The 21948-nt window shown below is 72.1% G+C and carries 21 protein-coding genes and 1 pseudogene; 11 read left to right on the forward strand and 11 right to left on the reverse strand.

Features of this window, described 5'->3' with window-relative positions; translation table 11 throughout:
- Window positions 1-207: 207 nt before the first annotated feature.
- Entirely contained in the window at window positions 208-1044 is an 837-nt protein-coding gene (locus tag ACGFNU_RS12900) for a polysaccharide deacetylase family protein (protein WP_392592983.1), read from the reverse strand.
- A gap of 202 nt (window positions 1045-1246) precedes the next feature.
- On the opposite strand from ACGFNU_RS12900, the gene ACGFNU_RS12905 reads away from it, so the two are divergent.
- Entirely contained in the window at window positions 1247-1915 is a 669-nt protein-coding gene (locus tag ACGFNU_RS12905; RefSeq protein WP_392592985.1) for a carbon monoxide dehydrogenase subunit G, read from the forward strand.
- A gap of 3 nt (window positions 1916-1918) precedes the next feature.
- Here the strand turns inward: ACGFNU_RS12905 and ACGFNU_RS12910 are convergent, their stop codons facing one another.
- From ACGFNU_RS12910 to ACGFNU_RS12920, 3 genes and pseudogenes are all read right to left on the reverse strand, one after another.
- Complete coding sequence (locus tag ACGFNU_RS12910; protein ID WP_392592986.1) at window positions 1919-2734, reverse strand: ABC transporter permease subunit; 816 nt, start codon at window positions 2732-2734, stop codon at window positions 1919-1921.
- A gap of 290 nt (window positions 2735-3024) precedes the next feature.
- Window positions 3025-3927 (reverse strand): annotated as a pseudogene (locus ACGFNU_RS12915) (ATP-binding cassette domain-containing protein); the annotation flags it as partial.
- 115 nt (window positions 3928-4042) lie between these two features.
- Window positions 4043-4417 (reverse strand): FKBP-type peptidyl-prolyl cis-trans isomerase, encoded by a 375-nt coding sequence (locus ACGFNU_RS12920; protein WP_392592988.1) that lies wholly within the window; start codon window positions 4415-4417, stop codon window positions 4043-4045.
- A 140-nt stretch (window positions 4418-4557) separates the two neighbouring features.
- Here ACGFNU_RS12920 and ACGFNU_RS12925 point away from each other — a divergent pair, with 140 nt between their 5' ends.
- Genes ACGFNU_RS12925 through ACGFNU_RS12935 form a run of 3 tightly spaced genes read left to right on the forward strand, consistent with a single transcriptional unit; the run spans window position 4558 to window position 9135 of the window.
- Window positions 4558-6669 carry a hydantoinase/oxoprolinase family protein gene (locus tag ACGFNU_RS12925; RefSeq protein WP_392592990.1) on the forward strand — a complete coding sequence of 704 codons (2112 nt, stop codon included), beginning with the start codon at window positions 4558-4560 and terminating at the stop codon, window positions 6667-6669.
- A 32-nt stretch (window positions 6670-6701) separates the two neighbouring features.
- On the forward strand, window positions 6702-8513 hold the full coding sequence (locus ACGFNU_RS12930; protein ID WP_392592991.1) for a hydantoinase B/oxoprolinase family protein: 1812 nt from the start codon (window positions 6702-6704) through the stop codon (window positions 8511-8513).
- A gap of 43 nt (window positions 8514-8556) precedes the next feature.
- Window positions 8557-9135: an exonuclease gene (locus ACGFNU_RS12935; protein WP_392592992.1), complete on the forward strand. Its 579-nt coding sequence runs from the start codon at window positions 8557-8559 to the stop codon at window positions 9133-9135.
- Here the strand turns inward: ACGFNU_RS12935 and ACGFNU_RS12940 are convergent.
- Window positions 9108-9800 carry a B3/4 domain-containing protein gene (locus ACGFNU_RS12940; RefSeq protein WP_392592994.1) on the reverse strand — a complete coding sequence of 231 codons (693 nt, stop codon included), beginning with the start codon at window positions 9798-9800 and terminating at the stop codon, window positions 9108-9110. The two genes, ACGFNU_RS12935 and ACGFNU_RS12940, sit on opposite strands and share 28 nt — an antisense overlap.
- A gap of 7 nt (window positions 9801-9807) precedes the next feature.
- Window positions 9808-10419, reverse strand: a complete 612-nt coding sequence (locus ACGFNU_RS12945; protein ID WP_392592996.1) for a LysE family translocator — start codon at window positions 10417-10419, stop codon at window positions 9808-9810.
- A gap of 29 nt (window positions 10420-10448) precedes the next feature.
- Between ACGFNU_RS12945 and ACGFNU_RS12950 the strand changes: the two genes are divergently transcribed.
- Entirely contained in the window at window positions 10449-11990 is a 1542-nt protein-coding gene (locus tag ACGFNU_RS12950; RefSeq protein ID WP_392592997.1) for a PLP-dependent aminotransferase family protein, read from the forward strand.
- Here ACGFNU_RS12950 and ACGFNU_RS12955 read toward each other — a convergent pair.
- The 3 genes from ACGFNU_RS12955 to ACGFNU_RS12965 all read right to left on the reverse strand — a co-directional run bounded on the left by ACGFNU_RS12955 (window position 11983) and on the right by ACGFNU_RS12965 (window position 13939).
- Entirely contained in the window at window positions 11983-12714 is a 732-nt protein-coding gene (locus tag ACGFNU_RS12955) for a GAF and ANTAR domain-containing protein (protein WP_392592999.1), read from the reverse strand. The genes ACGFNU_RS12950 and ACGFNU_RS12955 overlap by 8 nt on opposite strands.
- Window positions 12715-12745: 31 nt before the next feature.
- Window positions 12746-13255 (reverse strand): GAF domain-containing protein, encoded by a 510-nt coding sequence (locus tag ACGFNU_RS12960; RefSeq protein ID WP_392593000.1) that lies wholly within the window; start codon window positions 13253-13255, stop codon window positions 12746-12748.
- A 132-nt stretch (window positions 13256-13387) separates the two neighbouring features.
- The gene (locus tag ACGFNU_RS12965) at window positions 13388-13939 is read right to left on the reverse strand and encodes a uridine kinase (RefSeq protein WP_392593002.1); all 552 of its coding nucleotides are present in this window, start codon (window positions 13937-13939) and stop codon (window positions 13388-13390) included.
- A 64-nt stretch (window positions 13940-14003) separates the two neighbouring features.
- Here ACGFNU_RS12965 and ACGFNU_RS12970 point away from each other — a divergent pair, with 64 nt between their 5' ends.
- Both ACGFNU_RS12970 and codA read left to right on the forward strand, forming a co-directional pair.
- Window positions 14004-15419: an acyl-CoA synthetase gene (locus ACGFNU_RS12970; RefSeq protein WP_392593004.1), complete on the forward strand. Its 1416-nt coding sequence runs from the start codon at window positions 14004-14006 to the stop codon at window positions 15417-15419.
- The gene (gene codA / locus ACGFNU_RS12975) at window positions 15416-16705 is read left to right on the forward strand and encodes a cytosine deaminase (RefSeq protein ID WP_392593006.1); all 1290 of its coding nucleotides are present in this window, start codon (window positions 15416-15418) and stop codon (window positions 16703-16705) included. Before ACGFNU_RS12970 ends, codA begins: the two co-directional genes overlap by 4 nt.
- Here codA and ACGFNU_RS12980 read toward each other — a convergent pair.
- A complete protein-coding gene (locus ACGFNU_RS12980; protein WP_392593007.1) occupies window positions 16683-17270 on the reverse strand; it encodes a TetR/AcrR family transcriptional regulator in 588 nt (195 codons plus the stop codon). The two genes, codA and ACGFNU_RS12980, sit on opposite strands and share 23 nt — an antisense overlap.
- A gap of 80 nt (window positions 17271-17350) precedes the next feature.
- On the opposite strand from ACGFNU_RS12980, the gene ACGFNU_RS12985 reads away from it, so the two are divergent.
- The gene (locus ACGFNU_RS12985; protein WP_392593009.1) at window positions 17351-17992 is read left to right on the forward strand and encodes an NAD(P)-dependent oxidoreductase; all 642 of its coding nucleotides are present in this window, start codon (window positions 17351-17353) and stop codon (window positions 17990-17992) included.
- Window positions 17993-17995: 3 nt separating this feature from the next.
- Here the strand turns inward: ACGFNU_RS12985 and ACGFNU_RS12990 are convergent, their stop codons facing one another.
- Window positions 17996-18799: a carbon-nitrogen hydrolase family protein gene (locus tag ACGFNU_RS12990; RefSeq protein ID WP_392593011.1), complete on the reverse strand. Its 804-nt coding sequence runs from the start codon at window positions 18797-18799 to the stop codon at window positions 17996-17998.
- A gap of 108 nt (window positions 18800-18907) precedes the next feature.
- Between ACGFNU_RS12990 and ACGFNU_RS12995 the strand changes: the two genes are divergently transcribed.
- From ACGFNU_RS12995 to ACGFNU_RS13005, 3 genes are all read left to right on the forward strand, one after another.
- Entirely contained in the window at window positions 18908-20071 is a 1164-nt protein-coding gene (locus ACGFNU_RS12995; RefSeq protein WP_392593013.1) for a pyridoxal phosphate-dependent aminotransferase, read from the forward strand.
- 101 nt (window positions 20072-20172) lie between these two features.
- Window positions 20173-20733, forward strand: a complete 561-nt coding sequence (locus tag ACGFNU_RS13000) for an RNA polymerase sigma factor (RefSeq protein ID WP_392593015.1) — start codon at window positions 20173-20175, stop codon at window positions 20731-20733.
- Window positions 20730-21896, forward strand: a complete 1167-nt coding sequence (locus ACGFNU_RS13005; RefSeq protein WP_392593017.1) for a CU044_5270 family protein — start codon at window positions 20730-20732, stop codon at window positions 21894-21896. The genes ACGFNU_RS13000 and ACGFNU_RS13005 overlap by 4 nt, the downstream gene beginning before the upstream one ends.
- Window positions 21897-21948 lie beyond the last annotated feature (52 nt).

A 21948-nucleotide genomic window follows, 5' to 3' on the forward strand; every position in this document is an offset into this window, starting at 1 on the left:
CGCGAAGATCGCGAAGCGATGTCGCGCTCGCCGCTTGAGGGTTTGGTCCCCGAGCCGCCAGGCTCGGGGGCCAAGGCCCTGAAAGAATAAATGCTGACGGGGTTGCTCGGGGAGCGGGGGACCTCAACCCCGTCAGCGTTGGAACCCTAACCTCGGCGGCAGGGCACAAGCCGGGCCATCAGCGAATCGTCCTGGTATGTCGGGACGTCAGGGCGTGGCGGGCTTGTCGGGGGCGTTACCGCCGAGGGACTTTGGGAGGTAGTTCTCGACGGCGGCGGGGCGGAAACCCTGCGCCTTGATCCAGCCGAGGATCATCTTGAACTGCTCCGCGAGCCCCTGGCGGTAGTGCATGAGGATGATGTCGCCGGGCTTGAAGCCCGTGCCGCCGTCGCCGCGCTGGAACTCGTTCAGCTTGCCGTTGGGGCTCTTGGCGCCGTTGTAGAACTCCGCGGTCCACAGCAGGATCGACTTGATGCCGCACTGCTTGGCGGCCTGGACGGTGGTCTGGTTGTAACTGCCGAACGGCGGACGGAAGACCTGCGGACGGCGGCCGTACTGCCGGATGATGGTCTCGGAGGCGCCGCAGATCTCTTTCCGCTGCCCCTCCGGCCCCAGGGTGACCATGTTGGGATGCGAGATCGTGTGGTTCTCCATCTGCGAGCCCGCGTTGCGCATGGCCCAGAAGTACTGGCCGTGTCCCCTGACGTAGTTGGTGGTCAGGAAGGTGAGGATCGGCACCTGCTCCTTGCGGACGAGGTTCACGAACTCGGGGTCCCACACGTAGCCGTCGTCGATCGTGAGGAAGACGACCTTCTCCTGCGTCTCGATCTTGCGCAGGACCGGCGGCAGGCCGTCGGGGGCGGCCTTCGGCATCGTCCACGAGCCCGGTTTGGGCGCCGCCCACTGCTGGTCCGCGAGCACGGCGGCCAACTGCGACCGCATCGACGGCCCGCTGGAGGTGCCCCCCGCCTGCGCGCGCACCGCGGGCCAGGCTCCGGCGGCCACGCCGAGCGCCCCCGCCACCAACGTGGCGATCACGGGCATCTTCCGTAGCATCAGCCGCTTCTCTCCCGTCCCCGTAAAAGTTCTGTAAGGCGCACTCATCGTTGACGCGCGAAAGCGCGACGAGGTTCGCGCATCTATCAGATCATGCCGTGCCGGAACGGGTCGTATCTGACCAACACCCGGCGTGGGCTCGGCACAAGTTGCCCTTCGCGAGGGGATGCCCGTTCCGTAAGGTCGGGACATGAAAGTCACTGGTAGCGCCACCGTCGCCGCTCCGCTCCCGCGTGTCTGGGACGCGTTGCAGGATCCGTCGGTGCTGGCGCTGACGATCCCGGGCTGCGAGTCGCTGGAGGCGCTCGGCGACGATCGCTACCGGATGACGGTCCAGGCCGGGGTGGCGTCCATCAAGGGCACTTACACCGGTGAGGTGGCGCTGACCGATCCCGACCCGCCGCGCTCGTTCGTGCTGCGGGCCAAGGGGCAGGGCGGGCCCGGCACCGTCGACGCGACCGTGCGGGTGCGGCTCGGGGCGGGCGAGGCCGGGGGCTCCACGCTGATCGAGTACGACGCGGACGCGGTGGTCGGCGGCATGGTCGGCGGGGTCGGCCAGCGGATGCTCGCGGGCGTGGCGAAGCGGACGGCGGGGGAGTTCTTCGCGGCCGTCGAGAAGGCCCTGACCGCCCCGGCTGCGACGCTGGACGGCACGGTGGCGCCCGACGGCCGGGCGGTGCCGGACGGCCGGCCGGCGCGGACGCTCAAGGCCGGGCCGGGCGAGTTCTATCCGGGCACGGCGTTCTTCGAGGGGGAACGTTCGGTCGTCCCCATGGTCGTCGCGTTCGGGGTGGGCGGCGCCGTGGCGCTGGCCGGGGTGGCGATCGGCCACGCGCTGGCCCGCCGTTCCCGCCGCTGAGGCTCAGGCGTCGCGCTTCTGGAAGAGGAAGAACGCCGCCGCGAGGACGATCGCCGTGTAGAGCACGAACATCCCGAAACCCGTCCACGGTGCCAGGATGTCGTCGGACGGCCGGGCCGACAGGATGGCCCCGCCCGCGTTGGACGGCAGGAACTTGGCCACCGTGTTCCCCCAGCCGCCGGGCAGGAACTGGCCGATGATCGGCAGCACGAACAGCAGGCCGAGGACCGTGGTGACCGAGCCCGCGGTGTGCCGCAGCAGGACGCCGAGACCCAGCGCCATGACCGCGATCAGGGCGAGGTAGAGCCCGCCGCCCATCACCGCCCGGAGCATGCCGTCGTCGCCGAGGGAGGCGTCGATGTTCTTGGACGTGAAGATCAGCTGACTGAGCAGGAACGAGGCGAACGCGACGAGCTGGCCCACGATCAGCGTGACCAGGCCCAGCACCAGCGCCTTGGCCGCCAGGAACTCCGCGCGCCGCGGCATCGCGGTCAGGGACGTGCGGATCATCCCGGTCGCGTACTCGCCGGTGATCACCAGCACGCCCAGCACGCCGAACGCGACCATGCCGAAGTTGATGCCGACCAGGGCGAAGGCCGCCGGATCGAACTGCGCCCGGTCCGCCGCGCTCATCTTGTCGTAGCCGGTCGTGAACGCCCAGGCCAGCAGGACGCTGAGCCCGATCGTGACGATGATCGCGGCGAGCAGCGTCCAGAACGTCGACCGGACCGTGAGGATCTTGGTCCACTCCGCCGCGAGGACGTTGCCGAACGTCGCGCGCTTCGCGCACATCGGCGCCGTGGTGGTGGCCGCGCTCATGCCAGGCCTCCGCCCTGGTCGTCCTGGACCTCTGGTGGCGGCGGTGCGCCGGGCGACAGCGGCTGCGCGGTAGATGGCGGCGGCTGGGCGGCGGCGGGTGGCGGTTGGCCGCCAGAAGGCGGTTGGCCGCCAGGAGGCGGCTGGCTGCTGGTTGGCGGTTGGGTGCCGGGAGGCGGTGGCTGGGTGCCGGGTGGCGTGGCCGCCCAGGAGCCGTCCGGTGTGGCGGCGGGCACGGGAGCCTCTGGACGCGTCACGTCCGGCGACCCGGCGCCCGGCGTTCCGCCGCCCGGCATGCCCGCGTGGTATTCGACGGAGTCACCGGTCAGCTGCATGAACGCCTCCTCCAGGGACGGCTGGACGGGGCAGAGTTCGTGCAGGCGCAGCCCGTTCTCGGCGGCGAGGTCACCGACCTGGTCGGTGCGCGCCCCGTACACCCGCAGCGACTGGTCGCCCTCCACCTCGACCCGCCAGCCCTGCCCGGCCAGCAGCGGGCCCAGCTCGCCCAGCTCTGGCGACCGGACCTTCACGTGGCTGGTGGCGTTGGTGTCGATGAACTCCCGCACGCCCGTGTCGGCGAGGATCTTCCCCCGGCCGATCACCACCAGATGGTCGGCGGTGAGGGCCATCTCCGACATCAGGTGGCTCGAGACGAAGACCGTGCGGCCCTCCCGGGCCAGCTGCCGCATCAGGTTGCGGATCCACAGGATGCCCTCGGGGTCGAGGCCGTTCACCGGCTCGTCGAACATGAGGACGCCGGGATCCCCGAGCAGCGCCCCGGCGATGCCGAGCCGCTGGCCCATGCCGAGCGAGAATCCCTTCGACGGCTTCTTCGCCACCGCGTCCAGGCCGACCAGGCCGAGGACCTCGTCCACGCGGCGCTTGGGGATGCCGTTGCTCTTGGCCAGGCAGAGGAGATGGTTGTAGGCGCTGCGGCCACCGTGCACGGCCTTCGCGTCCAGCAGCGCGCCGACCTCGCACAGCGGGGCGCCGAGCTCGCGGTAGTGCTTGCCGTTGACGGTGACGTCGCCGCCGGTGGGCCGGTCGAGACCGAGGATCATGCGCATGGTGGTCGACTTGCCGGCGCCGTTGGGGCCGAGGAAGCCGGTCACCCACCCCGGCCGCACGGTGAAGTCGGCGTGGTCGACCGCCACCTTCTCCCCGTACCGCTTCGTCAGCCCCCGCGCGTGGATCATGATCGGCTGATACCGACGGCGACCCGCCCGGAAACGGCGGCGGCGGGCAGGCGGAGAAGAATTTGATCTCCGCTTGCCCGCCGTTGGGACGTGCGACGGCGTGCGAGGGCGTGCCTCAGCTCACGCCGACCAGGTCCACCACGAAGATCAGCGTCTCGCCGGGCTTGATCCGCGGGCTCGGGCTGCGGTCGCCGTAGGCCAGGTGCGGCGGGATGACCAGCTTGCGCCGGCCGCCGACCTTCATGCCCTTGACCCCCATGTCCCAGCCCTTGATCACGCGGCCGCCGCCGAGCGGGAACTCGAAGGCCTGGCCGCGGTTCCAGGAGGCGTCGAACTCCTCGCCGGTCGAGAACGAGACGCCCACGTACTGCACGGACACCGTGGAGCCGGTGGTGGCCTCGGCACCATCACCGACGGTGATGTCGGTGATGTCGAGCATGTCGGGCGGGGTGCCCTCGGGGAAGTCGATCTCGGGGCGTTCAAGCGCCATTGCCGTGCTCCATCATGGGTCGACGGGTCTTTTCGGATGCCGTTCAGCGTAGCCGCAGCCCGACTCGCCAAAGAACCGCCGCCCCGTTGGGCAGGAAGCGACGGTGTGGCGGGCGGCACGGCCCCGGTAGAGAAGGAGTCATGACAGGGCGAACGCGACGGCGGCTGCGCATCGGCATCGACACCGGCGGGACGTTCACCGACGTCGTGGCGCTGGACGAGGACACCGGAGAGGTCACCACGACCAAGACCCCCTCGACCCCGGGCGACCCGGCGCGGGGCTTCGAGGCGGGCGTCGCGAAGGTGCTGGAGCTGCTCGGCGCGTCCCGGCCGGACATCGGGGCCCTGGCGCACGGCACGACCGTGGCGACCAACCAGCTCCTGGAGGACCGGCTCGACGACCTCGGCCTCATCACCACCGAGGGCTTCGAGTTCATGCTGGAGATCGCCCGGCAGAGCGTGCCCGACGGCTACGGCAACTCCTACTTCTGGGTCAAGCCGCCCCGCATCGTGCCCGTTCACCGCGTCCGGACGGTCGGCGGCAGGCTCGACCACACGGGCGCGGAGCTGCGCCCGTTCGACGAGGAGTCGGCCGTCGCGGCGGCCCGCTGGTTCCGGGACCGCGGGATAGCGGCGATCGGCGTCTGCCTTCTCCACTCTTACGCCGACCCGGTGCATGAGCTGCGCATGCGCGAGGTGCTGCGCCGCGAGCACCCGGACGCGGTCGTGTCGCTGTCGTGCGAGGTGCTGCGCGAGTACCGGGAGTACGAACGCGCCGTGACGACGCTCGTCGACGCGGCCGTCAAACCCGCGATGACGAGCTACATCGGGCGCCTCACCGAGCGGCGAGCGGCGGAGCGAGGAACGAGTGAGCAGGCGAGCGCGACCATGGGCACCGAGGGTGAGGCGGCGGGCGGGCGGCTGCACGTGATGAAGAGCAACGGCGGCGTCCTGTCGGGGGAGGAGGTCGTCCACCAGCCGATCACGACCGTCCTGTCCGGCCCGGCCGCCGGGGCCCTCGGCGCCGCGTTCGTCACGCAGGCCGCGGGGCGGGGCTCGGTCATCACCCTGGACGGCGGCGGCACCTCCACGGACGTCGCGGTCGTGCTGGGCGGCGAGCCGACGCTGACCACCGAGGGGACGATCGGCCGCCATCCCGTCAAGATCCCGATGATCGACATCGTCACGGTGGGTGCGGGCGGCGGGTCGGTCGCCTGGCTCTCCCCGGAGGGCACGATGAAGGTCGGCCCGCGCAGCGCCGGAGCCGACCCCGGGCCGCTCTGCTACGGCCGCGGCGGCACTGAGGTCACGGTGACCGACGCCCACGCCGCCCTCGGCCGCATCCCGCCGCACCTGCTCGGCGGCGAGATCCCCCTCGACGTCGAGGCCGCGCGCACCGGCGTCGAGGCGCTGGCCGCCAAGCTCGGGCTGTCCCTCGAACGCGCCGCCACCGGCATCCTGGAGATCTCCGCCTGGAACCAGGCCAACGCCATCCGGCAGATCACCGTCAAGCGCGGCCTGGACGTCCGCGACTACCCGCTCGTGGCGTTCGGCGGCTCGGGGCCGCTGCTGGCCTGCCGCCTGCTCGACATCCTCGGCCTGCCCGCCGCCGTCATCCCGGAGAACCCCGGCAACCTGTCGGCGTTCGGCCTGCTCACGGTGGACGTGAAGAACGACTACGTCCGGACCCGGGTGGAACGTGACACCGCCCTCGACCTCGCCGCGGTCTCCGGCGTCTACGCGGAGCTCGAACGCCAGGCCGCCACCGCGCTGGAACGTGAAGGCTTTCCGCCCGACCGGCAGCAGTTCGTGCGTTCGGCAGACCTTCGTTACTACGGCCAGGCGTTCGAAGTGCGCGTGGCCGCTCCGGACGGGCCGCTGGACGACGCGTTCCGGAACGAGGTCGTGCGGCGCTTCCACGACGCCCACGAAGGGCTCTACGGCTACTGCTACCGCGACGATCCCGGCCGCCATCCCGTCGAATGGGTCAACCTCCGCGTCTCGGGCATCGGCCCGATCACGCGTCCCGTCCTGCGCGAACGCGCCCCGGGAGGGGACGCCGAACCAACGGGAACGCGGCCCGTCTTCTACGACGACTGGGCGGACGCGCCCATCTACCAGCGCTCGAAGCTCGGACCCGGAACGGTCGTCGAGGGGCCCGCGGTCATCGAGGAGTTCGGCTCGACTCTGCCGCTGCACCCGGGCTTCCAGGCCCGCGTGGACGGCCACGGCAACCTGGTGGTGACGCGGTGAGCGACAAAGACCCGATAAGCGAGAAAGACCCGATGAGCGACGTCGACCCGATCCTGCTCGAAATCGTGGAGGGCACCCTCTCCTCCGTGGAACGCGAGGTCGAGACCGCGATCGCCCGGACCGCCCGGTCACCCATGATCCGCGACGCGCACGACTTCCGCGCGGGCATCCACGACCGCCGCCTGCGCAAGCTGACGGGCCGTTCGTACTCCGCGCTCGTGCAGCCGATCGCACGCGACTTCCCGCTGGCCACGATGCGGCCCGGCGACGTCTTCTTCCACAACGACGTCTACCTGTCCGAGGGCGGCATCGGTCACCTGCCCGACCTCTGCGTGACGGTCCCGGTCTTCCACGGCGGCGAGGTGGTGGCGTTCGTCCAGGCGTTCGGCCACCACGACGACATCGGCGGCGCGGTGCCCGGGTCGATGCCCAGCCACGCCCGGAGCGCCTTCGAGGAGGGCCTGATGGTCCCCCCGATCAAGCTCTGGGACCAGGGCGTGCCCAACGAGGCGGCACTGCGCATCATGACCCGCAACTCGCGCATGCCCGACTCGCTCGCCGGGGACCTCGACGCCGAATGCTCGGCCTGCCTGATGGGTGCCCGCCGCCTGGGCGAGCTCTTCGACCGCTACGGCCGCGCCGCCGTCGAGACCTGCTTCGACGCGATCATCGACAAGACCACCGAGACGTTCCGCCGCGAGCTCCTCGCCAAGATCCCCGACGGCACCTACGTCTGGGAGGACTACGCCGAGCACGACGGCGTCGACCCGCCCCGCCTGCACGCCCAGCGGATCACCCTCACCGTCGACAACGCCGCCGCCGTCCCCTTGGTCATCGACTTCACCGGCACGTCCCCGCAGGCCAAGGGTCCGATCAACCACGCGGGCGACTACGCCGACGGCGTCTTCCTCAAGAAATGGCTGGCGCCGATCCTGCGCAACCTGGCCGACACGCCCGAACGCGCGGCCGAGCTGGACGTCAACGAGGGCGTCGTCCCGCTGATCGAGATGCGCTTCCCCGAGAAGGGCACCCTGCTCACGCCCGTCTTCCCGGCGCCGACCAACGCCCGCACGTTCGTCATCCTCCGTCTTCTCGGCGTGCTGTCCGGCGTCCTGGCGAAGGCCACGAACGGCCGCATGCCCGCCGACCAGGAGACGATCCGCTACACCGGCGTCTACGGCGACGACGACCGCGGCCCGTACCTCATGCGCGAGGTGCTCGGCGGCGGCTCCGGCGGCCGCTACTACGCCGACGGCGAGGACACCATCCACGTCGTGCCCGACTCCCGCAACATCCCCGCCGAGTTCGCCGAGGCGCGCTGGCCGTTCCTAGTCGAGCGGCTCGGCCTCGCCGCCGACTCCGGCGGCCCCGGCGAGCACCGGGGCGGCCTCGGCTACGACAAGCACATCCGCATGCTCCGCGACGCCCACTACATGTCGATCGCGGACCGTTCGATCCTGTCGTGCTGGGGCGTCAACGGCGGCCGGGCCGGCAGCCCGTTCCGCGTGGACATCGACGGCGCCGAGATGGACGGCCTGGTCGACGACCAGCCGGTGCGCGCGGGTCAGGTCATCCGTGTCCGCACGACCGGAGGCGGCGGCTGGGGCGACCCGTTCGACCGCGACCCGTCCGCCGTCGCCGCCGACGTCCGCGACGGCAAGGTCACCCGCACGGGGGCCCGCGACGACTACGGCGTCGTCCTCACCGGCGACGAGGTGGACGCCGCCGCCACGGCCGAGCTCCGGGCCCGTCTACGGGCCGCCCGGGGACCGGCGCCCTTCTTCGACCGGGGCCCGGGCTACCCCCGCCTCTCCGGCGGCCGTCCCGGCGCGGACGTCGACTAAATCTCGTTGATCACAGCGGTCCGCCGGGCCTAGCTTGGCCGCCATGGCGAAACTTCCGGAGCTCTACCTGGCGGTGGACGTCGAGGCGGACGGCCCCATTCCCGGCCCGTACAGCATGATCTCGCTCGGCATCGCCGTCGTCGGGCGCCCCGAGCTGACGTTCTACACCGAGCTCCGGCCCATCTCGGACGACTTCGTCCCCGCCGCGCTGGCGGTCTCGGGCCTGGACCGCGACCGGCTCCTGCGCGAGGCGCCCGCCCCCGCGGCGGCGATGGCGGAGGCCGCGCGCTGGATCAACGGCCTCCGCCGGATCGGCCGCCCGGTCTTCCTGGCCGGGCCCGCCGTCTTCGACGGCATGTTCGTGCACTGGTACTTCCAGCGTTTCCTCGGCCGGAGCCCGTTCAGCAACTCCGGCGCGGGCATCGACCTGCGCAGCTACTGGATGGGCATGACCGGCGGCGAGTGGAGTGACTCCCGCAAGACGAGCATCAAGAGAGAGCTGGAGCTGACCGGTCTCCCGCACACCCACCACGCCGGTGAGGACGCGGCCGAGCTCGCCCAGGTCTTCGAGGCCGTCCTCGACGCCCGCCGCCGTCAGGAGCGAACGTCGAAGCCGGGCTGAGCCTGGTCGAGGATCGCCGTCCGGGGTGAGATGTGCCAGTGGGCGGCGAGCTCGGCGGCCACCGTCTCGATGAGCCGGGGAAGATCGGCGGCGGCGGTGTCGTGCAGGCCCTCCGCGACGATCAGGACGTCCATGGTGGTGTCGCGCACAGCGGACAGCCCGCTCTGGCGGTTGGTCCAGCGCCGCGCATGAGCCCGGCCGGCGCCGTCCGCGAAGATCACCTCGTCCGGCGCGGGGTGCTCGGTCTCGCCCCCGAACGTCAGGTAGCTCTCGCCGCCGGCGGCATGGCGCACCTCCAGATCTCCCGTGATCTTGGACAGGTCGAGGGCGGCGACCGGGACGGCGAACGCCAGCGAGATCGCGTTGCAGAGGTCGACCAGCGGATGGAGCCGGGGCAGCGTGCCCTCCTTGCGGAAGCGGCGCAGCAGCGCCTCCGAGGCGCAGCGGTACTGCGTCGGCTTGAGCCCCATCGAGGCGAACGCGCGGCGCCAGGCCTGGATCTCGGGAAGATCGCTCTCCGTGCCCGAACCCAGCCGGTCCTTCGCCGCGGCGAAGTAGGGCGAGAGATCGGGGACGGGGGAGGCGTCGATGCCCGAGGCGGCCAGGACGCTTGCGACGAGCCCGGGGTGCTCCGACCGGAGGCGGGACGAATGCTGGAACTGCATGACTTCCTTACCGGGAGGCGAAGGCGAGCTTGGCGCCGAGGGACACGAACGAGCCGGCGAAGATCCGGCGCATCCACGTCAGGACGCGCGGCCTGGACGTCACGTGCGAGCGCACCGAGGCGGCCAGGACGCCGTACGCGGCGAAGACGACGAACGTGAGCAGCATGAAGACGCCGCTCAGCTCCAGCATCGAGGCGACGGAGCCGGGCTCGCCGGCGTCCACGAACTGCGGCAGGAACGCGAAGAAGAACATCGTCAGCTTCGGGTTGAGGATGTTGATCAGCACGCCGGAGACGATCGTCCGGGCCGCCGAGCGCGGCGCCCGCTCGTCCTCCACGACGAGCGCGTCCTTGTCCCGCAGGGTCGCCCAGGCCATGTAGACCAGATAGAGCACGCCCAGGTACTTCAGGGTCTGGAAGGCCACGGCGCTCGTGTGCAGCACGGCGGCGATGCCGGTGATCGTCGCCAGCATGTGCGGGACGATGCCGAGCGTGCAGCCGAACGCCGCCACGACGCCGGCGCGGCGGCCGTGGGAGAGGCCCGCCGCGAGGGTGTAGATGACGCCGGTGCCCGGCGTGGCGACCACGACGAGCGTGGTCAGCAGGAACGCGATGCTCACCCGTGCCAGCCTGCTGGCACTATGGCACGGTGAACAGGTCCAATGACGATGCTTCCGGCAGGTCCATAGGATCGGACTTCCTCCAGCTGGACGTGGCGGACGCACCGGCCGGCGGGCTGTCGGAGTGGCTGGCCGCGCGGCTCCGCGGCGCGATCGCCGACGGCCGTCTCCCGGTCGGCGCCAGGCTGCCCGCCACCCGCGTGCTGGCGGCGGAGCTGGAGGTCTCGCGCGGCGTCGTCACCGAGGCCTACCAGCGGCTGGCCGAGGTCGGCCAGGTCGTGGGCCGCGGCCGGGCGGGCACGATCGTCGTGGCCGCCCCCGTGACAGCCCCTCCATCGACCGGCGGTGTCGCCGGAAGTAGCTCAGGCGCGGTCGCTCTCGGCGGCAGCCCGGGAAGTGGCGCCTTCGGCGGCGGGCCGGGCGCGGCCGGGAGCGGCGGCGGGGCGCGTTCGGGGGTCTTCGACTCCGAGCCTGGGGCGGATGTCTTCGACCGGTTGCGGGGCGCGCCCGCCCGGATCGATCTGTCGCCGGGCGTGCCCGATCTGGCCGCGTTCCCGCGCGCCGCCTGGCTGCGGGCGGAACGTTCGGCGCTCGCCGAGCTGGCCGCCGCCGACCTCGGTTACGGCGACCCGCGCGGCGTCCCGGTGTTGCGGCGGGCCGTCGCCGACTGGCTGGCGCGCAACCGCGGGATCCGGGCGGATCCGGACGAGGTGGTCATCGTCGCCGGGACGGCGCAGGCGCTCGGCCTGCTGGCCGGGATACTGCGCGCGGACGGCATCGGCACCGTGGCGGTGGAGGATCCCGGCTCGCTCGGCGTACGGCAGCATCTGCGCGACTCCGGCATGGAGACGCCGGGGGTGGCGGTCGACTCCGACGGCGTCCGGGTGGACGAGCTCCACGACAGCGGGGCTCCGGCCATCCTGCTCACCCCCGCCCACCAGTTCCCGACCGGCGTGGTGCTCAGCGGCGAGCGGCGGCGCGGGCTGATGCGCTGGGGCGGCCTGATCATCGAGGACGACTACGACGCGGAGCACCGGTACGACCGGACGCCGGTGCCCGCCCTGAAGTCGATGCTCGCCGAGCACGTCTGTTACGCGGGCAGCGTGTCCAAGCTCCTGGCCCCGGCGTTGCGGATGGGCTGGGTGCTCGTACCGCCCCGGTACCTCGACGCGCTCGTGGCCGCCAAGCGGTTCGCGGACCTGGGCAACGCCGTGCTGCCGCAGCTGGTGCTGGCCCGGCTCATGGAGTCGGGCCAGCTGGAGCGCCATCTCCGTTCTCTGCGGCGACGCCACCGCCAGCGGAGGGACATGATGATCGACGCGATCCGGACGCATCTGCCGCAGGCGACGGTGCACGGCGCCGCCGCCGGACTGCATTTGATGATCACGTTCGACGGTTGCCAGGCGGACCTGGACCTTGCCGCCGCCGCGCTGGAGCACGGCGTCAAGGTCCAGCCCCTCTCCTGGCACAGCCAGCGGAGGGCCCTACAGGGCCTCGTCCTCGGCTACGCCGCCACCAGCCCGTCCGATATCCGGGACGGCGTCGCCGTCCTGGGCAAGCTCCTCAGTTGACCGGAGGGCGCTCGGGCTCGCTCGGGATCTCCTCGCCGAGCAGCTCGGCGGCCACGTGGATGGTGCGGCGGCGGCTGCTGCGGGCACGGTTGCGGAGCTGGTCGAACGCCTCGCCGGAGTCGAGCCCGCGGTCGGCCATCAGGAAGCCGATCGCGCGTTCGATCATCACGCGGTTGCGCAGGGCGTACTCGAGCTGCCGCGCCAGGGTGCTGGTGTGCTCGGCGGCGAGGGCGGCCGAGATGGTCTCCTCGATCAGGTCGGCGTACGCGGGAAGGCCGTGCAGGTCGACCTCGTCCCAGTCCCGGGGCGAGTGCGCGTGCAGGTTGAGGCAGCCGACCGGGGTGCCGGTGAGCCGGACGGGCGCGCCGACCACGCCGCGCACCCCCTGCGGATCACGGGCGAGCGCCGCGGCCAGGGCGGGCCAGCGCCGGTCGCCCAGCAGATCCGGGCACGAGGTCACCCGGCCGTGCACGTAGGCGTCGACGCACGGGCCCTCGCCGAGCTCGGCCTGCGCGACCTCCAGCCGCCGGCCGTGCTCGTCGGTGGCCGTCACGTAGCGGAGCGCCCCGTTCCCGTCGGTGAACATGAGTCCGGCCCCGTCGCAGTCGAACAACCGGTGGACCGCCGTGACGACCTTGGCCAGCGCACGTTGCAGATCCGCCTCCCGGGGCGGGTGGGACAACATGCGGAGGCTGGCATCCAGGGCCTCCGGATCGAGATGCATCGTGGCCTTCCTTCTACCTGACGTTCACGGATCATTGGGGTACCCCTGAACGGGGGCTCAACACCGAGGGGCCGCGCGGGTCAGCGGAGAGCAGGTAGAGAATCGCCGCCATGACCTGCGCGAGCTCGTGTGCCACAGTCACCTGCCGGGCGGGCCAGGAGTGCGGCGTCCGGTCGTACAGGTCCAGGGCACCGGCGACGACCCGCCCGACGCGGATCGGCACCGAGAGCACGGCGTGGACCTGGCCCGAGTACGGGGCGAGCTCGGGATGACCGAACGGGTAGTCGGTCATCAGGTCCTTGATGCCCACCGGATGCCCGGACACCATGCACCGGAAGGCCGGGCCGGAACCCATGGTCACCTGGGCGTGGGCCAGGGACAGGCACGTGGCGTCGCTGCCGCCGACCGCGCGCGGTTGCCCGCCCCCGACCAGGATGAGCCCGGATCCCTCGACGTCCGCGGCGTCCGCCGTGGTCGCCAGCGTCGCCGCGAGCACGTCGGTGATCAACGCCCTGCGGCAGTCCGTGCTGTTGCGCGGCACCTCAGAGTCCTCCGCCGCCCGACGATCCGCAGGGGGCAGGGCGGATGCGTGAATGGTCTCACCGTAGCCTGTTCGATGGCGGGACGAAGGGCGTTCCATCATTGCGAAACCGGGAGGTCGGCCCGGTAGCGATCATTGATCTTCGTCGGCCCCGTCCACCGTCAGGTCGACGCGCCGGTGTGTCGCGTCCTTGGCGAAATGTCGTTCTTCACGGGCGGCCCAGGTGTCCCATGCCGTCGCCCATTCGGCGCCGTCGCGCGCCAGGGCGCGCGCCCGCCGGACGTCTCTCGGCGCGTCGATCCAGATGCGGAACGCGGCGGGCGACTCCCGCCACGCCGCCCCCACGCCCTCCACGATCAGCACCGGTGCCGGCGGGATCTCCTCCTCGGCGCCGTAGGAGTCCCGCCGCCAGTCGTACCGCCGCAGCCGGGCGGGGCGTCCCGCGCACAGCGGGTCGAGCACCGCCGCGCGCAGCGGCTCCCACCAGGTGAGGGGATCGGCGTCCCACGGCACGCGGAAGTCGTCGGACCGGACCACGGGCGCGCCGCCGAGCGCCCCGGCCAGCCCGTCCGCCAGCGTCGACTTGCCCGCCCCGCTCGGCCCGTCGATCGCCACCACCCGCACCGGCCCGCACGACGGCGGCAGCCTGAGGAGCCGCGCGGCCAGCCCCCGATAGTCGACCACGGGACGGAATACTCGCAGAACCAGATACTGATGGGTTCGGGCGCACGGGACTCCGGAGGGACGAATGATGGATCTGCTCGGCGGCGAAGGGGCCGGCCACGGCGAGGCCGTACGGGTCGGTGACCGGGCGGTGTCGCGGGAGGAGCTGTTCGGCCGGGCGTCGGGCGTGGCGGCAGAGATCCGGGGCGCGGACGTCGTCGCGGTCCACGCCACGCCGACGCTGGAGACGATCGCGGCCGTCGTGGGCGGGCTGCTGGCGGGCGTCCCGGTGGTGCCGCTGCCGCCCGACTCCGGCCCCGCCGAACGCGACCACATCCTCCGGGACTCGGGCGCCCGGCTCGTGCTGGCGGCGCGCGGCGCCTACGAGGGGGAGGCGCCGCCCGTCGTCCCGGTGGACCGGGTCGCCGCCGCCGGCCCCGAGCTCTTCCCCCCGGCCGACGGGCCGGCGCTGATCCTCTACACCAGCGGCACGACGGGCGCGCCCAAGGGCGTGCTCGTCTCCCGGGCCGCCATCGCCGCCGGTCTCGACGCGCTCGCCGAGGCATGGGCGTGGACGCCCGAGGACGTGGTCGTGCACGGCCTCCCGCTCTTCCACGTCCATGGGCTGGTCCTGGGAGTTCTGGGGGCGCTGCGGGTCGGCTCGCCGCTCGTGCACACCGGACGTCCGCGTGCCGAGGCCTACGCGGCGGCGCGCTCGCGCGGCGGGTCGCTCTACTTCGGAGTGCCGACCGTCTGGTCGCGGGTCTGTGACGCCCCGGCCGCAGCAGAGGAACTGCGCGGCGCGCGACTCCTGGTCTCGGGTAGCGCGCCCCTGCCGGTCCCTGTGTTCGAACGTCTGGAGGCGCTGACGGGTCACCGTCCAGTGGAGCGCTATGGAATGACCGAGACCCTCATCACCGTGAGCGCGCGCGCTGACGGCGAAAGGCGGCCCGGTTACGTGGGCATGCCCCTCACTGGCGTGGAGACGAAACTCGTAGGCGAGGGCGGTGTGCCCGGCCCCTCCGATGGCGAGACGCCTGGCGAGCTCTATGTGCGCGCGCCGATGGTTTTCAGCGGATATCTCCATCGCCCTGAGGCGACCGCGGAGGCGCTGGGAGCGGACGGCTGGTTCCGTACAGGCGACATCGCCACCATCGGGCCCGACGGCTGGCACCGGATCGTCGGCAGGGCCTCGACCGATCTCATCAAGAGCGGCGGCTACCGGATCGGTGCCGGAGAGGTGGAGAACGCGCTGCTGGCACACCCGTCCGTACGGGAAGCCGCCGTCATCGGCACTCCGCACGCCGACCTGGGCGAGCAGGTGACCGCCTTCGTCGTCGCCGAAGGCGTGGCGGGGAAGCAGCTGATCGACTTCGTCGCCGAACGTCTCTCCGCCCACAAGCGCCCTCGCGTCGTCCACCTCGTGGAGACCCTGCCCCGCAACGCCATGGGCAAGGTAGTGAAAACCCGCCTCCGCGAGACCCTCGGGGACGCCTCATGACTCACGTCGTTCGCAACGCGCGTCTCAAGGGCCGAGACGACCTCTGCGACATCGAGATCGAGGGAGACAGGTTCGGGCGTGTCGTACCGGCGGGGGAGGGGGCCGGGCAGCATTTGCTGGACGCGGGCGGCGCGCTGGTCAGCCCGCCGTTCGTGGAGCCGCACGTTCACCTCGACACGACGTTGACCGCGGGCGAACCTCGCTGGAACGCCTCCGGCTCGCTGTGGGAGGGCATCGCGGTCTGGAGCGAACGCAAGCGGACGCTCACCCGCGAGGACGTGATCTCCCGGGCCACCGAGGTGCTGCGGTGGTACGCGGCGAACGGTGTCCTGCACGTCCGCAGCCATGTCGACGTCACCGATCCCGGTTTGGTCGCGCTGGACGCCATGCTCGAAGTGCGCGACCAGGTCCGTGACGTTCTCACCCTGCAACTCGTGGCGTTCCCGCAGGAGGGCATCTGCTCGTTCGAGAACGGGGCCGAGTTGCTGGAGGAGGCGGCGCGGCGCGGTGTCGACGTCATCGGCGCCATCCCGCACTTCGAGGACACGCGCGAGGACGGCGTCCGGTCGCTGGAGATCGCCTTCGGCCTCGCCGAGCGGCACGGGCTGCTGGTCGACGCGCACTGCGACGAGATCGACGACGAGCAGTCGAGGTTCGTGGAGGTGCTGGCCACGCTCGCCCGCCGCGGCGGGCTCCGCGGCGGGGCCACGGCGTCGCACACCACCGCGATGGGCTCGTACAACGGCGCCTACTCCTACAAGCTCCAGCGGATCCTCGCCCGCTCGGGCATCAACCTCGTCTGCAATCCGCTCGCCAACCTCTGCCTGCAAGGCCGTTTCGACGGTTACCCGAAGCGGCGCGGCCTCACGCAGGTGAAGGAGATGCTCGGTGCAGGGGTGAACGTCGCGTTCGGGCACGACGACGTGATGGACCCGTGGTTCCCCCTCGGCACGGCCTCACCGCTGCAGGTCGCGCTCGTAGGGATCGCCGCCGCGCAGCTCACGGGCGCGGCCGAGATCGACGAGGCGTTCGCCATGGTGACCGAGCGCGCGGCCCGCGTCCTCCACCTCGGCGACGCGTACGGCATCGAGCCGGGCCGTCCCGCCGACCTGGTCGTGCTGCCCGCCACGTCCCCCTACGACGCCGTCCGCCGCCAGACCCGGCCGAGCCACGTCGTGTCGCGCGGCCGCGTCATCGCCGAGACGCCTCCGGCGGTCACCCGTCTCACCTGGCCCGGGCGCGAGCCCGAGGACATCGACTTCGTCAGGAACCGTGACCGGGGGTGAGGACGGGGAGGACGCCGCCGACCAGGCTCTCGGCGAGCGACCGGGGGACCTCGTCGCCGTCCACGCCCTCGCGGACGTAATGCAGGAAACCTTGCTGGAAGCAGGCTCCCATCAGCAGGGCGGCCATCGTCTCGATGTCGGCGTCCGGTGAGACGCGGCCGAGCCGCTGCTCGCCGGCCAGATACCCCGCCAGCCACTCGACGGCGTGCTGCGGCCCGGCGTCGTACTTCTTCATGGACTCGCGGGTCGCGGCCATGAGGACCGGCTGCGCCGCCATCGACGCCATCATCGGGAACGAGCGCGTGTAGAACCGGAGCGCCCCGTGCGCGATCGCCACCAGGTTCTCCTCGACGGTGGCCTCGCCCGGCCGCCGGATCCCGGCGAACGCGGGCATGCGCTCCCTCAGCACGTACGTCAGGAGCTCCTCCTTGTCGCGGAAGTGCTTGTAGAGCAGCGCCTCCGAGCAGCCCGCGGCACGCGCGATCTCCTTGGTGGTGGTGCTCGCGACCCCGCGCGTCCGCATGATCTCCGCGGCCGCGTCCAGGATCCGTTCCCGCGCGCTCATCGGCCCCCCGCTTGACAGGTGAGTGAATACTTACCCAGGATAAGGGGTGAGTGAATGTTCACTAACCAGGAGGGGTCGGCATGCGGATCGCTGTCTTCGGAGCGACGGGCGGGACGGGCGTCGAGGTGGTGCGGCGGGCGGCGGGCGCCGGCCACGAGGTCATCGCGGTGGTGCGCGACGCGTCCCGGCTGCCCGCCGAGCTGCGGGAACGGGCGGAGGTCGTCGAGGCCGACGTCATGGACCCCCTGTCGATCGCGGCCGTCGTCAAGGAGTGCGACGCCGCCATCACCGCCGTCGGCACGCGTGCGGGCCGTGCCCCGACCACCGTCTGCGCGGACAGTTCCCGGAGCGTCATCGCCGCCATGGACGCCGCCGGCGGCGGGCGGCTGATCATGGTCAGCGCGAGCGGGCCGGCCGCGGGCCCCGGCGACGACCCGTTCACCCGGTACGTGGTCAAGCCGCTGATCCTGCAGCGGCTGCTCAAGCACGCGTTCGACGACATGCGCGTGGCCGAGCGGCAGCTCCGCGCCGCCGCCCTGGAGTGGACGATCGTGCGCCCGCCGCGGCTGACCGACAAGCCCGCGAAGGGCTCCTACCGCAAAGCCGTCGACCGCAACGTCCCCGGCGGCTTCTCGATCAGCAGGGCCGACCTCGCGACGGCCCTGCTGGACGCGCTGGACGACCCGGCCTCCGTCGGCCGCGTCATCTCCGTCGCGGGCTGACCGTCAGAAGAGGTCGGGGCGGCGGTGGGAGAGGGCGGGGAGGAACTTGCGGACCTGGGCCGTGACGGCGGGGTCCAGGTCGGCGACGCGGACGGCGGGGAAGGGACCGAGGTCCGCGACCACCGTGCCCATCGGGTCGATGAGCTGGCTGCGGCCCACGCCGCCGGGGGCGCCGCGCGGCGGGCGCGTCCGGTCGGGGGCCTTGTCCACGGCGACCACCCAGGCCGTGTTCTCGATCGCGCGGGCCCGGACGAGGGTTGTCCAGTGCTCCTCCTTGAAGACGCCCTGCGCCCACGCGGCGGGGACGACCAGCATCTCCGCGCCCCGATCGACCAGGGCGCGGGCGAGCTCGGGGAAGCGGACGTCGTAGCAGGTGATGATGCCGATCCGCGTGCCCGCCAGGTCGAGGACCACCGGCTCGCCGCCGGGCGCGACGTCGTCCGACTCGCGGTCGCCGAATGCGTCGAAGAGGTGGATCTTGCGGTACGCGCCGGCGAGGGCACCTGTGGCGTCGATACCGACGACCGTGTTGTACACGCGGCCCTCGGGTGCGGGCTCGAAGACGCCCGCGACGACGGCGGTGCCGTGCTCGCGCGCGGCCTCGCGCAGGGCGGTGACGAACGGCCCGTCGAGGGGCTCCGCGGCGGCCGCGAGGTCGTTGCCGAAGCGCACCACGGTGGCCTCGGGCAGCACCGCCAGGTCGGCGCCGCCCGGTGTGGCCGCGGCCTCGGCGATGGCGTCCAGCGCCGTCCGCAGGTTGTCCTTGGGGTCGTCGCCGACGACGATCTGACACAGGGCTACGCGCATGTCCTCCAGCGTACGTTGATCGCGCCGGCGGCGGCCGCCGAGGCCTGCGGCGGCGGTACGGAGACTTCGAGGCCGTCTCGCTCGAGGGCACACCCTAAGGTGGACGGCGTGGGAGAGCCGCTCGTACCGCGCATGCAGGGATTCGGAACCACGATCTTCGCGGAGATGTCCGCGCTGGCCGTGGCCACGGGATCGATCAACCTCGGCCAGGGGTTCCCGGACACCGACGGGCCGCCCAAGATGCTGGAGACCGCCGTCGAGGCGATCCGGTCCGGCGGCAACCAGTACCCGCCCGGCCCCGGCCTGCCCGAGCTGCGCGAGGCCGTCGCGGCGCAGCGGCTGGAGCGGTACGGGCTGGAGTTCGACCCGGCGACCGAGGTCTTCGTGACCGTGGGCGCCACCGAGGGCGTCGCGGCGTCGGTGCTCGCGCTGGCCGGTCCCGGTGACGAGGTCATCGTCTTCGAGCCCTACTACGACTCGTACGCGGCCACGATCGCGCTGGCGGGGGCGACCAGGCGCCCGGTCACGCTGCGGCCGGTCGAGGGGCGCTTCACGTTCGACCCGGACGAGCTGCGGGCGGCGGTGGGGCCGCGCACGCGGGTCGTCCTCGTCAACTCGCCGCACAATCCCGCGGGCACGGTGTTCACGCGGGAGGAGCTCGAAGTGATCGCGGCGGTGTGCCGCGAGCACGACCTGATCGCGATCACCGACGAGGTGTACGAGTACCTGACGTTCGACGACGCCCCGCACATCCCGCTGGCCACCTTCGACGGCATGCGGGAACGCACCGTCTCGATCTCCTCGGCGGGCAAGACGTTCTCCGTCACGGGCTGGAAGACCGGCTGGGTGACCGCGCCCGCCCCCCTCATCAGGGCCGTGCAGACGGTCAAGCAGTTCGTGACCTACGCGACGGGCGGCCCGTGGCAGCGGGCGACGGCCTACGCGCTGCGGAACGAGCTGCCCTGGGTGGAAGACCTCCGCACGTCGTTGCAGGCCAAGCGGGACCGCCTGATCACCGGGCTGGAGGCGGCCGGGTTCGCGACCTACCGGCCGCAGGGCACCTATTTCGTGCAGGCCGACATCCGGCCGCTGGGCTTCACCGACGGCATGGAGCTCGCCCGGGCGCTGCCGGAGAAGGCGGGGGTCGTCGCGATCCCGACCCAGGTCTTCTACGACCACGCCGAGGCCGGCGCGCCCTTCGTGCGGTTCGCGTTCTGCAAGAAGGACGAGGTCATCGACGAGGCGGTGGAGCGGCTCCGCGCGCTCCACTGATCTCCGCGGGCTGATCTTTTTCGCGGCCGGGATGTAAACGGAGGCGTCCCCGAGGGACTACCTCATGTCAATGATCCCGACCCCCTGGAGCGGAGGGCCTTGTGGGTGACCCCGAATCACGGTTCACGAGGCTGTACGACCAGAACTACCGGCGCGTCCTCGCGTACGCGCTCACCCATGCCGAGCCGCACACCGCCGAGGACATCGCGAGCGAGACGTTCCTCGTCGCGTGGCGCAGGCTGGGCGATATCGCCGAGCCGCCGCTGCCGTGGCTGCTCGGCGTGGCCCGCAACCTGCTGCACAAGCAGCGCAGCCACCACCACCGGCGGCGGGTGCTGGCCGAGCGGATCGCGGAGCTGACGGGCCCCGCCGACCTGGCCGCGTGGGACGTCGCCGAGCACGTCGTCGAACGCGAGACCGCCCTCGCCGCCATCGCGGGCCTGTCCGAACGCGACCTCGAAGTGCTCTCGCTCGTCAACTGGCACGGGCTGGATCCACGGCAGGCGGCGAAGGTCGTGGGCTGTTCGAGCGCCGCGTTCTTCGTCCGGCTGCACCGCGCCCGCAAACGCCTCGCCAAGGCCCTGGAGAACGGCCCCGCGGCCGGTCCCGCGGGCGCCCGGCGTCCCGTATCCACACCGGTCGCCAAGGAGGCGGCCCGATGAACTCCGGAGCGACCATGCCTCCCACGACCGACCCCGACAAGATCTTCCAGGCCCTGCGGCCCGCGGCCTTGGACGACGACGCCGAGCACGCCTACCACCGGCGCCGCGACAGCGACCTCGCGCGTGCCATGCGGGCCGACACGGTCACCGACGCGCGGGACGGCGTCGTGCCGGGCCGGTCGCGGCGGCGGCCGGTGCTCCTGATCGCGGGGGTCGCCGCGGCGGCCTGCGCCGCCGCCGGTGTCATCGTCGTGACCGACCAGGGCGACGGCTCCTCGACGAAGCCGCCGGGCCGCGAGCAGGCGGCCCCGTACAGCGACGCGCGCAGCGTCCTCCTCGCCGCCGCCCAGGCGGCCGAGCGCGAACCGGCCAAGCCCGCCCGCTACTGGTACCACCGGGAGCGCACGACGTCACGTGCCGGAGACCTCATGCTCCGGATGGACAAGAGCACTGGACGGCCCAGGAAGACCAAGCAGAAGGCGCAGTTCCTCGCGTACGTCTCGCACACCCAGGAGGACTGGCTCGCCCGCGACAAGGGCGATGTCACCAGGGCGATCGTCGGCATCGACCGTACGACCACCTTCGCGTCGCCCGCCGACGAGGCGAAGTGGAAGAAGATGGGCTCGCCCGAGCTCGAACCGTGGTCGGCCAAGCGGCACGTCAACGACTACCACGAGCCGATGCGGCTGACCATCGGCCAGCGGACCTTGACGTTCGCCGAGCTGTCGAAGCTGCCCACCGAGGCGGGCGCCCTGACGGCCGAGCTCCGCCGCCGGTACGAGGCGGATGTCAACGACCCGAAGTACCCGCTTCAGGACAGCTTCCCGCAGTACGTGTGGAGCACCGCGCAGGATCTCCTGGCGGGGCCGATCAAGCCGGGGACTCGCGCGGCCATGTTCAAGGTGCTGGCGAAGCAGCCCGGCCTGCGTCTGGTCGGCGGGGTCACGGACGAGAAGGGCCGTCGCGGCGTCGCGGTGGCGATGCCCCCGGAGGGGAAGCAGACCCACGTCAGCGGCGACGCCATCACCGAGTACCGGCTGATCGTCTCGCCGGAGACCGGACGGCTCCTGTCGTACGAGGCGCGCCGTTCGGCGGGGCGCCCGTCGCTCACGATCACCTACGAGGCCATGGGCTGGGTGAACGCGCTCGGGGCCCGGCCCTGACGCCGTCCTGTCAATCGGGCCAGAGTTGCCGAACGGCCGGTGCTCCTTGGGC

Origin of the sequence: Spirillospora sp. NPDC048911 (assembly GCF_043198015.1) — a bacterium.
Classification (GTDB): domain Bacteria; phylum Actinomycetota; class Actinomycetes; order Streptosporangiales; family Streptosporangiaceae; genus Spirillospora.

Excerpts from the sequence above, each read along its gene's own strand:
- ACGFNU_RS13005 (WP_392593017.1), top strand. The coding sequence starts at position 20,730 with ATGAACTCCGGAGCGACCATGCCTCCCACGACCGACCCCGACAAGATC.
- ACGFNU_RS12935 (WP_392592992.1), top strand. The coding sequence starts at position 8,557 with ATGGCGAAACTTCCGGAGCTCTACCTGGCGGTGGACGTCGAGGCGGAC.
- ACGFNU_RS12980 (WP_392593007.1), bottom strand. The coding sequence starts at position 17,270 with ATGAGCGCGCGGGAACGGATCCTGGACGCGGCCGCGGAGATCATGCGG.
- ACGFNU_RS12910 (WP_392592986.1), bottom strand. The coding sequence starts at position 2,734 with ATGAGCGCGGCCACCACCACGGCGCCGATGTGCGCGAAGCGCGCGACG.
- ACGFNU_RS12940 (WP_392592994.1), bottom strand. The coding sequence starts at position 9,800 with ATGCAGTTCCAGCATTCGTCCCGCCTCCGGTCGGAGCACCCCGGGCTC.
- codA (WP_392593006.1), top strand. The coding sequence starts at position 15,416 with ATGACTCACGTCGTTCGCAACGCGCGTCTCAAGGGCCGAGACGACCTC.
- ACGFNU_RS12920 (WP_392592988.1), bottom strand. The coding sequence starts at position 4,417 with ATGGCGCTTGAACGCCCCGAGATCGACTTCCCCGAGGGCACCCCGCCC.
- ACGFNU_RS12985 (WP_392593009.1), top strand. The coding sequence starts at position 17,351 with ATGCGGATCGCTGTCTTCGGAGCGACGGGCGGGACGGGCGTCGAGGTG.
- ACGFNU_RS12905 (WP_392592985.1), top strand. The coding sequence starts at position 1,247 with ATGAAAGTCACTGGTAGCGCCACCGTCGCCGCTCCGCTCCCGCGTGTC.
- ACGFNU_RS12970 (WP_392593004.1), top strand. The coding sequence starts at position 14,004 with ATGATGGATCTGCTCGGCGGCGAAGGGGCCGGCCACGGCGAGGCCGTA.
- ACGFNU_RS12990 (WP_392593011.1), bottom strand. The coding sequence starts at position 18,799 with ATGCGCGTAGCCCTGTGTCAGATCGTCGTCGGCGACGACCCCAAGGAC.
- ACGFNU_RS12955 (WP_392592999.1), bottom strand. The coding sequence starts at position 12,714 with ATGCATCTCGATCCGGAGGCCCTGGATGCCAGCCTCCGCATGTTGTCC.
- ACGFNU_RS12900 (WP_392592983.1), bottom strand. The coding sequence starts at position 1,044 with ATGCCCGTGATCGCCACGTTGGTGGCGGGGGCGCTCGGCGTGGCCGCC.
- ACGFNU_RS12930 (WP_392592991.1), top strand. The coding sequence starts at position 6,702 with ATGAGCGACGTCGACCCGATCCTGCTCGAAATCGTGGAGGGCACCCTC.
- ACGFNU_RS12925 (WP_392592990.1), top strand. The coding sequence starts at position 4,558 with ATGACAGGGCGAACGCGACGGCGGCTGCGCATCGGCATCGACACCGGC.